At 57.1% G+C, this 15,171-nt stretch carries 17 protein-coding genes; 6 read left to right on the plus strand and 11 right to left on the minus strand.

From position 1 onward, the window contains the following. Window positions 1–80: 80 nt before the first annotated feature. From EII30_RS04305 to nrdH, 5 genes are all read right to left on the minus strand, one after another. The gene (locus EII30_RS04305) at window positions 81–539 is read right to left on the minus strand and encodes a Fic/DOC family N-terminal domain-containing protein (RefSeq protein WP_199731566.1); all 459 of its coding nucleotides are present in this window, start codon (window positions 537–539) and stop codon (window positions 81–83) included. A gap of 121 nt (window positions 540–660) precedes the next feature. Continuing rightward, a complete protein-coding gene (nrdF, locus tag EII30_RS04310; RefSeq protein ID WP_124886103.1) occupies window positions 661–1,641 on the minus strand; it encodes a class 1b ribonucleoside-diphosphate reductase subunit beta in 981 nt (326 codons plus the stop codon). Window positions 1,642–1,702: 61 nt separating this feature from the next. After that, complete coding sequence (nrdE, locus tag EII30_RS04315; RefSeq protein WP_233569287.1) at window positions 1,703–3,808, minus strand: class 1b ribonucleoside-diphosphate reductase subunit alpha; 2,106 nt, start codon at window positions 3,806–3,808, stop codon at window positions 1,703–1,705. A 32-nt stretch (window positions 3,809–3,840) separates the two neighbouring features. Further along, window positions 3,841–4,242 carry a class Ib ribonucleoside-diphosphate reductase assembly flavoprotein NrdI gene (gene nrdI / locus EII30_RS04320; RefSeq protein ID WP_124886105.1) on the minus strand — a complete coding sequence of 134 codons (402 nt, stop codon included), beginning with the start codon at window positions 4,240–4,242 and terminating at the stop codon, window positions 3,841–3,843. Window positions 4,243–4,254: 12 nt separating this feature from the next. Then, complete coding sequence (nrdH, locus tag EII30_RS04325; protein WP_124886106.1) at window positions 4,255–4,488, minus strand: glutaredoxin-like protein NrdH; 234 nt, start codon at window positions 4,486–4,488, stop codon at window positions 4,255–4,257. 499 nt (window positions 4,489–4,987) lie between these two features. Here nrdH and EII30_RS04330 point away from each other — a divergent pair, with 499 nt between their 5' ends. After that, window positions 4,988–5,326 (plus strand): helix-turn-helix domain-containing protein, encoded by a 339-nt coding sequence (locus EII30_RS04330; RefSeq protein ID WP_124886107.1) that lies wholly within the window; start codon window positions 4,988–4,990, stop codon window positions 5,324–5,326. A 75-nt stretch (window positions 5,327–5,401) separates the two neighbouring features. Here EII30_RS04330 and EII30_RS04335 read toward each other — a convergent pair whose 3' ends face one another. Both EII30_RS04335 and EII30_RS04340 read right to left on the minus strand, forming a co-directional pair. Beyond that, window positions 5,402–5,746, minus strand: coding sequence for a hypothetical protein (locus EII30_RS04335; RefSeq protein ID WP_124886108.1), 345 nt, complete (start codon window positions 5,744–5,746; stop codon window positions 5,402–5,404). 127 nt (window positions 5,747–5,873) lie between these two features. Then, window positions 5,874–6,329 (minus strand): 23S rRNA (pseudouridine(1915)-N(3))-methyltransferase RlmH, encoded by a 456-nt coding sequence (locus EII30_RS04340; RefSeq protein ID WP_199731567.1) that lies wholly within the window; start codon window positions 6,327–6,329, stop codon window positions 5,874–5,876. Window positions 6,330–6,529: 200 nt separating this feature from the next. Here EII30_RS04340 and EII30_RS04345 point away from each other — a divergent pair, with 200 nt between their 5' ends. The 4 genes from EII30_RS04345 (at window position 6,530) to EII30_RS04360 (ending at window position 8,689) form a co-directional block, all read left to right on the plus strand. Beyond that, window positions 6,530–6,919, plus strand: a complete 390-nt coding sequence (locus EII30_RS04345; RefSeq protein ID WP_124886109.1) for a YtxH domain-containing protein — start codon at window positions 6,530–6,532, stop codon at window positions 6,917–6,919. A gap of 8 nt (window positions 6,920–6,927) precedes the next feature. After that, on the plus strand, window positions 6,928–7,383 hold the full coding sequence (locus EII30_RS04350; RefSeq protein WP_124886110.1) for a phage holin family protein: 456 nt from the start codon (window positions 6,928–6,930) through the stop codon (window positions 7,381–7,383). Further along, window positions 7,380–7,730, plus strand: coding sequence for a hypothetical protein (locus tag EII30_RS04355; protein ID WP_124886111.1), 351 nt, complete (start codon window positions 7,380–7,382; stop codon window positions 7,728–7,730). Before EII30_RS04350 ends, EII30_RS04355 begins: the two co-directional genes overlap by 4 nt. 212 nt (window positions 7,731–7,942) lie before the next feature. Continuing rightward, window positions 7,943–8,689, plus strand: coding sequence for a uroporphyrinogen-III synthase (locus EII30_RS04360; RefSeq protein ID WP_233569276.1), 747 nt, complete (start codon window positions 7,943–7,945; stop codon window positions 8,687–8,689). Between the two features lie 100 nt (window positions 8,690–8,789). On the opposite strand, the gene EII30_RS04365 is transcribed toward EII30_RS04360, so the two are convergent. Genes EII30_RS04365 through EII30_RS04375 form a run of 3 tightly spaced genes read right to left on the minus strand, consistent with a single transcriptional unit; the run spans window position 8,790 to window position 13,063 of the window. After that, entirely contained in the window at window positions 8,790–10,181 is a 1,392-nt protein-coding gene (locus EII30_RS04365; protein WP_124886113.1) for a hypothetical protein, read from the minus strand. 5 nt (window positions 10,182–10,186) lie between these two features. Next, entirely contained in the window at window positions 10,187–11,638 is a 1,452-nt protein-coding gene (locus tag EII30_RS04370; protein ID WP_124886114.1) for a CPBP family intramembrane glutamic endopeptidase, read from the minus strand. Window positions 11,639–11,680: 42 nt separating this feature from the next. Then, window positions 11,681–13,063 carry a glycine--tRNA ligase gene (locus tag EII30_RS04375; RefSeq protein ID WP_124886115.1) on the minus strand — a complete coding sequence of 461 codons (1,383 nt, stop codon included), beginning with the start codon at window positions 13,061–13,063 and terminating at the stop codon, window positions 11,681–11,683. A 173-nt stretch (window positions 13,064–13,236) separates the two neighbouring features. Between EII30_RS04375 and EII30_RS04380 the strand changes: the two genes are divergently transcribed. Further along, on the plus strand, window positions 13,237–14,031 hold the full coding sequence (locus EII30_RS04380) for a M15 family metallopeptidase (protein WP_158608656.1): 795 nt from the start codon (window positions 13,237–13,239) through the stop codon (window positions 14,029–14,031). Window positions 14,032–14,111: 80 nt separating this feature from the next. On the opposite strand, the gene EII30_RS04385 is transcribed toward EII30_RS04380, so the two are convergent. Continuing rightward, window positions 14,112–15,047 (minus strand): 2-hydroxyacid dehydrogenase, encoded by a 936-nt coding sequence (locus EII30_RS04385; RefSeq protein WP_124886117.1) that lies wholly within the window; start codon window positions 15,045–15,047, stop codon window positions 14,112–14,114. Window positions 15,048–15,171 lie beyond the last annotated feature (124 nt).

Raw genomic sequence — 15,171 nt, forward strand, 5'->3', positions numbered from 1 at the left:
TTATCCAAAGAAATCACCCTTTCATTTTTAGATGAATTGGGCTACTTTTCGAGCGGCGCTAGTGGGCTACTTTTCGACCGTCACTGACAATCTTCCGCCAGGCCCAGGGCAGCCTCCATCGCCCGAACATTGCCGACGGCTGAGAGTGCGTTGCTTTTCTCGCCCTCAGCTATTTCTGCAAGCGCAAGCTGTTTTGCGGAAGTGGTTAACTGTTCGATCTGTGAACTGGAGGCGGCTTCGGTGCGCAGCAAAATTGCTGTCATCGGCCCCAGAGAGGGTGAGTCACTCGCAAGCCGCACCTGAGCATACTTATCAAACTCAACCAGTTTACGAGTTGCGTCCTCAAGATCAGTCAAAACATCCGATGGCAGGCTGGGATTCCAGGTGCTTACTATTGCAGGGACGGCGGCCTCATAAACCCCGGCCTGTTTCCTCACCTCGGCATGCGAATACATTTGCTGGGCACGAGGCACCCATTCATGTTTCTGCCAAGATACCGGCTCAATTATTATTTTTCCGGCTTCATTATCTGTTGCCACGCCTGTAGCTTACCAACACTTAACTGTATAAGTGTTGGTAATGCGAAAACTCACCAACATTTAAAAACACCGGCGGCACCGCAGGTTTGCGGTACCGCCAGATTTGGTTGCTGTTTTAGGGCTAGAAGTCCCAGTCCTCGTCTTCTGTGACCTCGGCTTTGCCGATCACGTAGGAGGAGCCGGATCCGCTGAAGAAGTCGTGGTTTTCGTCAGCGTTTGGTGACAGTGCCGAGAGGATCGCAGGGTTCACGTCGGTGACGCTCGATGGGAACATTGGCTCGTAACCGAGGTTCATCAGCGCCTTGTTAGCGTTATAGTGCAGGAACTTCTTTACGTCCTCGGTGAGGCCCACGCCGTCATACAGGTCTTGGGTGTATTTCACCTCGTTGTCGTAGAGGTCGTAGAGCAGTGCGAAGGTGTAGTCTTTCAGCTCCTGGCGACGCTCTTCTGTTTCGAGCTCCAACCCCTTCTGGTATTTGTAGCCGATGTAGTAGCCGTGCACAGCCTCATCACGAATAATCAAACGGATCAGGTCTGCTGTGTTGGTGAGCTTCGCACGGCTCGACCAGTACATTGGGAGGTAGAAGCCGGAGTAGAACAGGAATGATTCAAGCAGTGTTGAAGCGACCTTGCGTTTCAGTGGGTCATCACCGTGATAGTAGTCCATCACGATCCGCGCCTTCTTCTGCAGGTTCGGATTTTCCACTGACCAGCGGAATGCTGCATCAATCTCGGTGGTTGAACAGAGTGTTGAGAAGATTGACGAGTAGCTTTTGGCGTGCACTGACTCCATGAACGCGATATTAGTGTAGACCGCTTCCTCGTGCGGGGTTAGCGCATCTGGGATCAGTGATACAGCGCCAACCGTGCCCTGGATTGTATCAAGCAGTGTTAGGCCGGTAAAAACCCGCATGGTCAGCTGCTGCTCTTCAGGGGTGAGTGTGTTCCACGACTGCACATCGTTAGAGAGCGGCACTTTCTCTGGCAGCCAGAAGTTGTTAACGAGCCGGTTCCACACCTCAACGTCTTTATCGTCTTCAATGCGGTTCCAGTTGATCGCCTGCACCTCTGTTAACAGGTGGCCCTTTTCTGCTGGACTCATTGTGGGGTCTCTTTCTCGCTTCTTTATTTATTTCTGCTGGTTTAGTTACATCTAGCAGCAGTTACAGCATACAGCTTACACAGCCCTCAACCTCGGTGCCCTCAAGCGCCATCTGCCGGAGTCGAATGTAGTAGATAGTTTTGATGCCTTTTCGCCACGCATAAATCTGCGCCTTGTTGACGTCGCGAGTGGTTGCGGTGTCCGGGAAGAACAGGGTCAGAGACAGTCCCTGATCAACGTGCTGGGTTGCAGCCGCGTAGGTGTCGATAATCTTTTCTGCGCCGATCTCGTAGGCATCCTGGTAGTATTCCAGGTTGTCGTTGGTGAGGAACGGTGCCGGGTAGTAAACTCGGCCGAGTTTACCCTCTTTCCTAATCTCAATCTTTGACGCGATCGGGTGGATCGAGCTGGTTGAGTTGTTGATATAGGAGATCGAACCGGTTGGTGGCACCGCCTGCAGGTTCTGGTTGTAGATTCCGTGTTTTTGGATGCTTTCGCGCAGCTCAATCCAGTCTTCCTGGGTTGGGATGTGGATCCCAGCATTGTCGAATAGCTCCTGCACGCGCGCGGTTGCGGGCTGCCAAGGCTCATCGATGTACTTGTCGAAGAACTCACCGCTTGCATACTTCGAGTCTTCAAACCCGACGAAGGTTTCTTCGCGCTCGATCGCGATCTTGTTTGAAGCTTTCAGTGCGTTAAACAGGATTGTGTAGAAGTAGATATTGGTGAAGTCGATGCCTTCTTCGCTACCGTAGAAGATCCGCTCACGGGACAGGTAACCGTGCAGGTTCATCTGGCCGAGACCGATTGCGTGTGACTGGTCGTTGCCGTCTTCGATTGAGCGCACAGAGTTGATGTGGCTCATGTCACTAACCGCAGTGAGGGCGCGGATCGCGGCCTCTACGCTCTTTTCGAAGTCTGGCCCGTCCATCATCATCGCGATGTTCATTGAACCGAGGTTGCAGGAGATGTCTTTGCCGATTTTGTCGTAGCTGAGGTCTGCATTATAGGTGGTTGGTGTGTTTACCTGCAGAATCTCAGAGCAGAGGTTCGACATGTTAATGCGGCCCTTGATCGGGTTGGCGCGGTTCACGGTGTCTTCGAACACAATGTACGGGTAGCCTGATTCGAACTGCAGTTCGGCGATGGTCTGGAAGAAGTTTCGCGCATTGATTTTTGTTTTGCGGATCCTGGAATCATCCACCATCTCGTAGTATTTTTCGCTGACGGAAATATCTGCGAATGGCACACCGTAGACGCGCTCGACGTCGTATGGCGAGAACAGGTACATGTCTTCGTTCTTTTTCGCGAGCTCGAAGGTGATGTCTGGTACAACAATGCCGAGCGAGAGGGTTTTAATGCGCACCTTCTCGTCAGCGTTTTCGCGCTTGGTGTCGAGGAAGGGGAGAATATCTGGGTGGTGTGCGGAGAGGTAAACAGCGCCCGCGCCCTGTCTTGCTCCGAGCTGGTTTGCGTAGCTGAAGCTGTCTTCGAGCAGTTTCATAACCGGGATAATGCCCGATGACTGGTTCTCGATCTTCTTGATTGGCGCGCCCGCTTCACGCAGGTTTGAGAGCAACAGCGCAACACCGCCGCCGCGCTTTGAGAGCTGCAGTGAGGAGTTGATACCGCGTGAGATTGACTCCATGTTGTCTTCGATCCTGAGCAGGAAGCAGGATACATATTCGCCGCGCTGTGCTTTGCCAGCGTTCAGGAAGGTTGGTGTTGCCGGCTGGAAGCGCCCGGAGATGATCTCGTCAACGTAGAGTTTTGCGAGCTCCTGGTCTCCGTCTGCGAGGGTTATCGCAACCATCACAACGCGATCCTCGAAGCGCTCCAGGTAGCGTTTACCGTCGAAGGTTTTGAGTGCGTAAGAGGTGAAGAATTTGAAGGCGCCGAGGAAGGTTGGGAACCGGAAGTGCAGACTGTAGGCGTGTTTGGTGAGCTCTTTTACGAAGCCCTCCGGGTACTTGTTGATGATCTCTGGCTCGTAGTACTCGTTTTCGATTAGGAAGCGCAGCCGCTCTTCAAAGTCGTGGAAGAACACGGTGTTCTGGTTAACGTGCTGCAGGAAGTACTGCCTTGCCGCCTCACGATCCTTGTCGAACTGGATTTTGCCGTTTGCATCGTAAAGGTTCAGCATCGCGTTGAGAGCGTGATAGTCCATTTCGCTGATGCGCGATGAGTCGTGCTGTGTGGTCACTGTTGTTTCCAAAACTGTTCCAGTCCGTTTCTAACGTTTTCTACGTCTTCTGGGGTTCCAAATAGTTCAAGGCGATAGAGGTGTGGCACGCGACACTTTTGTGCAACAATGTCGCCGGCTATTCCGTATGCGTCGCCGAAGTTGGTGTTTCCGGCGGCGATAACACCGCGTATTAGTTTGCGGTTGCGTTCGTCATTCAAAAACTTAATAACCTGTTTTGGGACGGCCTTGGTGTGTGGGCCACCACCGTAGGTCGGGAGGATTAAAACGAAAGGCTCGTCTGCCACGAGCGGATCCTCTGCACTGCGCAGTGGGATCCGCTGAGCGGGCAGTCCGAGCTTTTCGACAAATCTGTGGGTGTTCCCTGAGACACTTGAAAAGTAGATCAGGTTTGCCATGCTGTTGCCAGCTTAGGCGAGACGACCGGCAAGCTCGTCGATCTTGTCTGGACGGAAGCCTGACCAGTGGTCACCGTCGGTGACAACAACGGGTGCCTGCAGGTACCCGAGCTCTTTAACGGTCTCGAGCGCGGTCTGATCCTCAGACAGGTCGAGCACATCGTACTCAATGCCCTTGCTGTCGAGCGCGCGGTATGTTGCGGTGCACTGTACGCATGATGGCTTTGTGTAGACGGTAACAGTCATTGTGTGCTTTCCCTATCTCTCTTGTTCGCTTGGTTATTAAGTTGTTCACTCACGTTGCTTGAGTTTCTGCGGATTCAGCAAGGGAGTAACCTCAACCATCCTCAAAAACCACTATATATAGTGAATCACAAATAGTTGTGGCACTACATAGGGGAGTTACATCGGTGTGATTTTCCACCGAGTTATCACCCGTTTTTAGCACCGCCTGTTTAAAACTTTTTGCTAAATTTCAAGCATGTAAGTTAGTTATCCACAGGCTGATTCGCCAATAATTTTTTTTGCACAGGTTTGCGTCTTGGGCGTGTCTAGCAGGCCACCGACACAACATCTATCCGCTGTTTTTCAGTTTCACCCCCATATATAGTGTTGAATGAAATTGGCGGGTGTTTTTCACCGCCGTTTTTAACCAGTCCCCCGCTCACCGGGTTAAATAGTGTGTTTAAACCCTGGGGTTATAAACCCTTTTTGTTTACCTGCATAGTCAAACTGTCTATTTTCAATGAACACTGGTTTTATGGATTACAGTCGCAGGCACGAGTGCGTGGCGCTAGGCGCTCGCATTATCGAGCTGCGCCAAGAACTCAACCTGACCCAGACTGATCTCGCTCACCTCTCACACATTGACCCAAGCAACCTCGGCAAAATCGAGCGCGGCCAAGCAAACGCCAGCATCACAACCATCACACTAATCGCAAGAGCGCTAGAGACAACCGTCTCTGACCTGACACGGGATATTGACCCGACCAAGGTTAGTGAAAAAGTGCGGAAACCAACCGTTCGCGAGTTCCTTGAGTATCAGCAAGAGCGTGAATCTAGGCGACCACAACCAAACAGTTAAACACTCAGCAACCGGCCAAACAGCCGGGTAATGACTCTGGGCAAGAGTGCCATAGAACCGCTCTGCGTAGCCTGGCTAGGTAATCGGCACCGGACATATGAGCTCAGCCCCAGCACTGTTGCGCCACTGCACAACAGCGACCGCGCTCGCGCACGGAGACTCCGGCTCATAGACCCAGACAGAGAGGCTCTGACCGGGGCTCACCCTCTGCGGCAGACTCAGCGCGCAAACAGCAGAGCCCGCGACACTAACGCGGACGCCAAGCAGATCCTCCCCGCTGTCGTTGATTAGTTTTAGCCGGTGCTGCTGATGCGAGATCCGCCACGGATTAACAACCACCGGGGCAGTAAGCGGCGGCGCACGCAGTTGATCTGTGGCGCTGGCCCTGCTCAGTTTGCTTTTAATGTTTATTAACCTCATGGCAAAACACTATTTGCAGCGTGGGACATTTTGTTACCAATGGTGATAAACCGGCGGTCACGTAGCGATTAGCCAGCGAGAACGGAGTACCAAACAGATTACAACTCCAGCAAAACGGGATGAGCTGTTAGACGTGGTGGTACGGTCTGCCGGCGCTGATCTCGGCAGCGCGATAGAGCTGTTCGACAACTATTAGTCTCACCAACTGGTGTGGGAAAACCAGTTCAGAGAGTGACCAAACCAGGTTGGCGCGCTGGCGGATCCGCTCGTCAACCCCGTAGGCACCACCGATCACAAGCGTTATCTCGGCGAACCCAAGCTGCGCCGAAAGCTGCTTGGCGAGACCCGGTGAGCTGAGCATTTTGCCCCGCTCATCGAGCAAAATAACAAACTCGTCGGGTTTTAATTTGGCGAGGATACGGTCGGACTCCTGGGTGCGAGCGGCCTCCTCGGCAAGCGCAGAGTGCGCGAGGAACTGCCAGTTCAGGTTCCAGGGCTTGCGCAGGCGCTTCTCGTACCGCTCGATACCCGGCTGTATCCAGCTCTCCGACTTCTTGCCAACAGCTAAAATCCGAATCGTCACATCTCTAACAATACCGACAGTTGAAAATCGGCGGACTCTCCGGCAACCACAGCACCAGCCACATCAGCGGCCGCGAAATTTGCAGCAGAAAGTATATAAGCCTGAGCCGTACCGCAGCCATTACACAGCAAAGCTGGATAGACTTAGACAAAGTATGTACTAAAGCGCCCTTGCTGCGCAAAAACAATTTTGGAGGCACTATGCGAAGCAAATTTGCTCTGCTGGTTGGTCTTGGTGTCGGTTACGTGCTCGGTTCACGTGCCGGTCGCCCTCGCTATGAGCAGATCAAGCGTGGCACAAAGGCAGTGTGGCGGCAGCCACTCGTGCAGCGTGGCGCAGATGCGGCAAAGGATTTTGCGGGCGCCCGTGCTCAGCAGGCTCGTGACCTGATTGCTGAGGCTGCGAAGACTGTGATTAGCGGATCCGGCAACAAAAAAACCAGCGCAAAATCAACTCACACAGCATCTACATGGGATCCACACGGCACCGGTGCGCAGTCAGCTGCGGCGCAGGCACCCGGCGCCGAGCCGAGCGCGCAAACCACAGCTCCCGAGAACGCCAGCACAAACGGCACCAAAGCGGCTAGTTAGGTTAGAAATTGGCGAAGAAAAACCCTAATACTTTTAAACTGCTCGGTGCTCTGCCCGGGCAGACGATGCGGCTTGTTCGCACCGAGATTGCCAACGCGAAGGCGGAGGTTGCAGGCGGGTTTAAGAACCTGTTAACCGGTGTTGCTCTAATTGTTGTAGCGCTGGTGCTGTTCTTTTGGGCTATCCCGGTGTTTATTACCGCCGCGATCGCGGGTATTGCTGAGGCGCTACCGGTTTGGCTGTCAGCTCTGATCATCGGTGGCGCAATCCTGCTGGTGATTGTGATTGTTGTACTGATCGCTGTTTCCTTCCTGAAACGTGCGTCAATTGTGCCGAAAGAAACTATTGCGCGCGTGCAGGGTGATCTTGATGCAGCGCAGCACGTTGTCGACAATGTTGACCAGATGACAGCAAAGCCAGGCAAAAAGGGAACCAAGCCTGGCGAGAAAGGAACCTGGCGATGAGCGCCGCAAACTCACAGTCCACAAACGCACAGACGTCAGGCTCACAGCACAGCAACCAGGCTGGCGGCTCCAGTGAGCGACCAGAGACAGTTAAACTCCCAGGTCGCGCCGCTGGTATCGCGGCTGCTGAGCAGGCTCGCGCTGAACTTCGTAAAACCCTCGACCAGCTCAGCTACAACCTGGATTTTCCAGCGCGGATTGATGACCGTGTAAACGACGTCAAGCACAAGATTATTCGCCAAAAGCGCCGCAACCCGGTCAGTTTCGTGGTCGGTGTTGCCGTCCTCGGACTGGCTGCCGGAGCCGTTGTTGCCGGTGTCAGTCTAGCCATCGCCCGCCGCCTCTAAGGTAGCCCCGCTCACACCGGTGCTTTTTGCACCGGTGTGCTTCTATTTGCAATTGAGCGCTAAAGGCGCGAAAATAGCTTAAGTGTGTCATGTATCGCAGTAAATACAATCCCCGGTTACTCTCGGGGAAACAACTGTTAAATGCAGCGAGTTATTACACAAGTTAGTTGAGTTTGATGAGTGAACAAAACGGTCCCTTAGCAGGTCAGAGAGTGTTGGTCCCCCGCGGCGGCAGCTGGGGAACCCTTGTAGCGAAAGCACTCCGCAGCCAGGGTGCAACACCGGTTGTCGCTCCCCTCATCGACTTCTCGCACACCAGCGAGGAGGAGAAGCTCCGCCAAGCGCTAATCAAACTTGAGTCCGGCTACTATGACTGGATGACGGCGACAAACGCGACCGTCGTTGATGTGCTCGCTCACAACAACACAGTTATTGCGAAACGCACCCAGGTTGCGGTTGTTGGTGAAACAACCTACGCAGCGTTCATCGACGCCGGCTACGAGGTAGCGCGCACAACCGAGGAGGCTGACACCAGCGCTCTCGGCCTGTTGAAGGTGTGGCCGGAGATCTCAAACGGCAAGATTTTGCGGATCCTCACCATGCGCTCCGATGTGGCCAAGCCGGTTCTCACCGAGGGACTGATCGATCTCGGTCACGATGTTACTCAGATCGTCGCCTACCGCACTATCGGTGTGCCAGCGTCCGTGCACGTGCGCGAGGACGTCAGCTCCGGCCACATCAACGCCCTGCTGGTTAGTTCCCCGCAGGTTGCTCGTGAGGTGGCTGCGCAGTTTGCGGACCGTCCAGACTCGACAATCGTCGCCTGTTTGGGTGATGAGGCTCGCGCAGAGGCCGAACGGCTGGGCCTGACAACCGGCAGTTCCGCGTCTGAGGCCCTCACCTGCGCGGTGGCGAAGGCCGCACTGGAGGCACTCGATCCAGCCGACATGATGGACTAGCCCCCAGCTAAGCAGCAGACCAACTAGTCAGCCAGGCAGGTAGCGCAGCGCCCGCGTCACTGGCCTGCGACAATAGCCCGCGATAAGCTGGCGCTAACGGCTAGGCGATGCCCGCTAGTTTGCGGCGCATCACGGTCAGCGCGGGTTTGCTCGCGTTAAGCGCCGCACTCAAATCCCCGCCGTGATTCTCCGCCCCAACATACAGGGGTGCCGACAGCTCAGCACCGTCATTGTTGGTGGATCCACCCGCCTCAGCTTTATCGGCACCCGCGGGCACAAAGACTTCGCCAAGCTCCCACGCGCCCGCTGACACAGCGTTCGCATCAACCCCGAGCAGCTCGACCGTCTGCTCGCGCAACTGCACGGTAATTTCACGACGGCCGCGAATCTCCAACCGGGGAGCTTTCTCTCCGTCACACCAGAGCTGCGCCGCTGCCCCGTCGTGGGAGATGTCGGCGAGGTCAATGGTCAGTTCCGCGCTTCCACCTTTAGCGAGGTGCTCGTGCATTTCCGCAGGGCACTGCCAGCCGCTCGCGTCGGTCGGGGCAGGCAGGGTGACAACTGCGCTGTGAAGCGTTGCAGGTGTGGAGCCCGTGGGATCCACCCCGGCAATAATTAGGGCGCGGGCACTCAGCAACTCCCCCACCAAAGCTGCGGCGGTGTCGGCAGGGTTAGAGCAAGAGCCAGCATCGGCGGTGTCACCGGAGTCCGGCAGAGAGCCAGGGTCGACAAAGTTGCCGCGACGCGGTGTCACCATTACAGTGTGCCGCTCGGCCTGCGCATCAAAACTGTGATCGTGCAGCTCACCGGTGATAATTGTCACGTTGTAGGTTTGCAACAGGGTTACGAAATCGGTTAGCCAACTGCGCCAGCCAGGCTGCGGGGTAAGTAGCGTTGCGGCGCTGTCATTGCGGGCGGCGAGCGCGAAAATCGCGTCTGCCAGCGATCCACGCCGACCAACGGCCGCGGCCAGCCCCGGCACAACATCGGTTGACACCTCGGTGACCTCGGCCGCAAAGTTATACCGCAGCTGCGGCGCAAGCAGTGTCTGCGCGGTTTTTGCGCCAAAACGCTGACACACCAGCTCCCACAGGTTGCGATGCTGGCCGATTTTCAGCACGGGCAGCACCCGATCCAGGTAGGCGCGCAGTGCGGCGGTGGATCCAATCAGCGCCATCGTTCGGGAGCTCAGCGGGCTAGCTGGTATCCCTAGCACCGAGTATTTTTCAAGCTCGCCAAATTTACCGGACGCTGTTCTCATCCACTGTGTCGGCAACTGCTCACTGACAGCCGTCTCGGTTGCCTGAAACAGCTCCCGCAGCGCGCCGCTTGCGTCTGTCAGGCCACGCTCGGGCACAGTGATCTCGCCGGTTACAAGCGCAACTCGCAAACCTAGTTGCGCGAGCTCAAAACAGCTGCTGAGCGCGGCAATACAGTCGCCAACAACAACGGCATCAAACTCTGCGCACTGGCTCGTTTCAGGCTGCGACACGGGCATCACCGCTGTTCATTTGACTGCTGTGAATCACTCGGCTGCGGCGCGGGGGCTGGTGCGATATATTGCGGAGCCGGCGCATCAGCCGGCACACCAATCGGCGCTGCACCAACCGGATCGACAGCAGCCGGCACACCACTAACCGGCGTACCACTATAAGTCGCGCCAACCGGAACCGGCTGCGGCGGCACCACCTGCTGGCGCAGCGAACTGTTAGCGGGAAGCTTTGCAAACTGCTCAGGGGTGATAATCAGCCTGCCTGCCGGATCCACCGGGAAAAATTGCTCGATTGTGTCAACACGGGTGGTTTTTACCGCGCCTCGCTTCTCGTCACGCTTGAACACGAACATCGCGGCTGCAACAAACACCGACAGCACAACCAGTTCAACAAACACCAGTAACGGACCACCAGAGCTGGTCTCAGCAGACTCCTGCACACCGCTTAAGGTTACCCCGAAAGCAAACCAGTTGTTGACCGTGTGCAACGCAATCGCAGTCTCTAGACCGCCGGTCCGCCAGGTAAGGTAGCCGGCAGCGGCACCCATCAAACCAACCGCGGTAATGCCCCATATGTCATACTGCACGTGCACAGCGGCAAACAGCACAGTGGTGATCGCGATCGCAACCGCCGGATGTTTCACCCACGAGCCGATCATCTGCAGCAGCGCGCCACGGAAAATAACCTCCTCGGCACCCGCCTGGAGCGGTACAATCAGCAGCACAATTAGCATTGAGAGGAGGAACCCGCCAAGGTTAAAGTCTTGCAGTCGCTGCTCGGTAGCCGCCGGATCCAGTGCGACAACAATACCCTGCACTATACCGTGCAGCGGCACGAGCACCGCGAGCGTCAGCAGTGTCATCTTGCCGAGTGGGCGCCAGCGCAGTTTCAGGTTAACCGAGTAGAGCCTGCCGACCGGTCGGATACCAACAGACAAGCAGGCGAGGATAGCTGCTGGCCACATAATCGCGACGCTCAAGAGAAGGAACAACAGCGCACCCACCTGGAACTCGCTGGATGATTCCAGCATCGCAGTGATCTCCTCAATATCCCCGTTCACGGGGAGACTGTTGACGAAATCGGGAGCCGCGATCACCAGAATCAGAATCAACGCGATCACTAGCGCCGTTGACATCACAAAATAGTAGACCATGGTCAGCAACACCATCACGAGCGGTTTCCACCACGAGTATTTGTTGATGCCACGGTAGAGGCGGTGGTATTCGAGCGGATCCGTCTGGTGCTTCACGCTGACCCGGGGCTGCGCCCACGGATACATCGGCGCGGCAGGCGGCACGGAAGCGGGGTAGCCGGGAGCCGGCGCGGGCGCGGGGTAGACTGGCGCGCCTTGCGGCACCTGGCCAGGGTAAGCAGGAGCTGCCTGACCGGGGGGCGGCGCAGGATTATCTGGTACCACTGCGGGGTTGGGGGTCTGTGGCTGCTGATAGTCTGTCATGTTTCCTCCAACTCGTTTGTGGCTGCTGGTGTCTGCCCGCGGTTAGGCGCCGCGCAGTTTGTTCGCGAGGTAAGCAAACAGCTCCTCGCGTGGCACTCGCACCTGCTCCATTGTGTCGCGCTCACGCACGGTGACAGCGTTATCGTCGAGCGAATCAAAGTCGACGGTGATGCAGAACGGGGTGCCGATCTCGTCCTGGCGACGGTAGCGGCGACCGATCGCTCCAGCGTCATCAAACTCGGTGTTCCACTGTTCACGCAGCTCCGCCGCAATCTCCTGGGCGAGCGGTGACAGTTTTTCGTTGCGGCTGAGAGGCAACACAGCGGCTTTCACCGGCGCGAGACGCGGATCCAGCCCCAAAACTACGCGGGTTTCGGTGCCACCCTTCGCGTTTGGCACCTGCTCCTCACGGTACGCATCCACCAGGAACGCCATCAGTGAGCGGGTGAGACCCGCCGCCGGTTCGATCACATATGGCACCCAGCGCGCATCCTTGGTCTGGTCGAAGAAGCTGAGGTCTTTACCGGACGCCTCCGCGTGGGTTTTCAGGTCGTAGTCGGTGCGGTTTGCAACGCCCTCCAGCTCACCCCAGTCACCGCCGGCAAAACCGAACTTGTATTCAATGTCTACTGTGCGCTTCGAGTAGTGTGAGAGTTTTTCTTGCGGGTGCTCGTAGAAACGCAGATTCTCGGGCTTGATGCCGAGGTTTGTGTACCAGTCCATGCGCTCCTGGATCCAGTACTCGTGCCAGGTCTCGTCGGTTCCCGGCTCAACAAAGAACTCCATCTCCATCTGCTCAAACTCGCGGGTTCTGAAAATGAAGTTACCCGGTGTGATCTCGTTGCGGAAGCTCTTACCGATCTGCGCGATACCGAACGGCGGCTTCTTGCGCGAGGTCTGCAGTACGTTCGCAAAGTTCACAAAAATACCCTGCGCGGTTTCTGGCCGCAGGTAGTGCATACCCTGCTCGTCATCGACAGGACCCAGGAAGGTTTTTAGCAGTCCCGAGAACGCGCGTGGCTCGGTCCACTCACCGCGTGTGCCACAGTTTGCGCACACAATCTCGCTCATGCCCTCAGCCTCACGGCCCTTCTTCTCGGCAAAAGCCTCAAGCAGGTGATCTTCACGGTAGCGTTTGTGACAGCTGGTGCATTCCACGAGCGGATCCGTAAACACCGCCACGTGCCCGGACGCCTCCCAAACCTGCTTGGGGAGGATCACGCTAGAGTCGATGCCGACAACGTCTGCGCGACGCTGCACCATGGTCAGCCACCACTGCCGTTTAATGTTCTCTTTTAACGCTGTTCCCAGAGCCCCGTAGTCCCACGCGGACCTTGACCCGCCGTAGATTTCACCCGCCTGAAACACAAAGCCGCGCTTTTTCGCGAGCGAAATAACTTTTTCTAGACGTGACTGACCTGCCATATTCGTTTCTTCTCCAAGGTGCTTAACGGGGAACTTGGTAACCGCCACAGACTCCAGGCGGCAATACATCATAACAATTTTACAGAGCTATGCTGGTGTTTAGCTATAACGCGGCGCAGCCGGCATTTTCGCTTAGGCTTGATTCTTCGCAACAAGCGAGTAGAGTTAGGGGTATGCGTCCGCACCGTTTTCACCCCTCCACCCCGCTGGCTGCGGCGCTGCTGATCTGCGGCGCCGTCGCTCTCGCGGGCTGCGCTGAGGCGGATCCACCAAAAAAGCCCGCTGCGTCTGACACCGCCAAGAAACCCAGCAAAAAGGACGAGAAACCGGCCGCAGATAACGCCGCCGATGACTCCGCAACCGACGATGCTGGGGCAGCAAATGCGCCGGTCAGCTATGATCTTGATTCTCCCGACTCGGTTACCGTGCTGGTTAATAAACAGCGCCCGCTGAACCCGATAACCTTCGAGCCGGGCGATCTGGTGCTGCCGAGCCTGCCGAACCCGAACGGTCAGCCGGTGCGGCAGGTGATGCTCGCCGACCTGGAGCGGTTGGCAGCGGACGCGGTCGCCGCGGGCCTGCCGCAGCCGATTCTTAGCAGTGGTTACCGCAGTTACCAGCTGCAGGAGAGCCTGTTCGCTAACTATTCCGCGAACTACGGTGTTGCGGCGGCGGATCAGTTCTCCGCCCGTCCCGGGCATTCCGAGCATCAAACCGGGTTGGCGGTTGATCTCGATGACGGATCCGGCTGCAACCTGCAGGCTTGCTTCGGCAACACCGCCCTCGGCCAGTGGCTGAGAGACAACGCCCACCGCTACGGTTTTGTGCTGCGCTACACCGAGGCGGGCACACCGATAACCGGTTATACGGCGGAGCCGTGGCACTTCCGCTACGTTGGCGTTGAGGTTGCTGAGGCGGTTAGGGCGAGCGGCGCGGAGACGCTTGAGCAGTTCTTCGGCGTCGCCTAGACTACGCTAGCGGCGCACGTGGCTGCCCCGAGAGGGATCCCGCCCACAGCTCGCAGCGGGCGCCAAAACAGAGATAGCGGCTAGAGCTGCACCAGGTTGAGCGGCGGCTCGCCCGCCAGGCGGCGTTCAATCTGCCGGCGAATCAGTCGCACAATCCGCGGCTGCATAGCGCTTGAATCGCCGCCAACGTGCGGTGTTATCAGCACACCGGGGAGGCTCCACAGCGGGTGATCCGCGGGCAGCGGTTCCGGATCCACCACGTCAAGCGCCGCACGCAAACGCCCCGAAGAAACCTCCGCGGTGAGCGCGTCAGTGTCGACGACGGCACCGCGCGCAACGTTCACAACCAGCGCCCCGTCGGGCAGGTGCGAGAGCATTTCGGCGTTGATAAGCCCGCGCGTCTGCTCGGTGAGCGGCACCGTAATAATCAGAATGTCGGTCTGCGGCAAGAGCGTCGGCAGCTCCGCAACACCGTGGACAAGCACCTCACTGTCTGAGTACATTTCGGTGCGGGCAACGCTCGCAACCCGGTTCAGCTGGGTTTCAAAGCCCGCGAGCCTGACCGCGACCGCCTTCCCGACGCCGCCATACCCGAGCAGGGTGACCCGCGAATCCGCCAGCGACGGATAAAACTTTGGCGCCCAATTGTGTGCGTCCTGATTGCGCACAAACTGCGCAAGCCCGCGCTGGGCAGCGATTGCGAGCCCGATTGCGAGCTCAGCGGTTGAGGTCTCGTGCACACTCGCGGCGTTCGCGACCGGGATCCCCTTCGGCACATACTGTTTCAGCGAATCGTAGCCGATCGACTGCCACTGGATCAGCCCAACATCAAGCCCCTTCAGGTTCGCGATAACCGAGCCGTCACCCATGTAGGGCGGCACCACAATGTCGATCTGCTGTCGGGGCGCTGGCGACTCCAAATCCCACAGCGCAAACTCGGCGTCATCGCCGCTAACATGCTGCCGCAGAGCCTGCAGCAGGGACTCTCGTGCCACGGTAACAAACTGCTTAGCCATGCTAATATCCTACAAAACTAAGCTAGCAGCGAGGTGTAAACCTGCTGGTTCGGCTAATCCCCGCCGGTTTCCCGGGTGGATCCGCACAGCCCCCGTATCGCTCTCCCCGCCGCTGCTGGGGTGC

It is taken from the genome of Leucobacter sp. OH1287 (genome assembly GCF_003859945.1).
Classification (GTDB): domain Bacteria; phylum Actinomycetota; class Actinomycetes; order Actinomycetales; family Microbacteriaceae; genus Canibacter.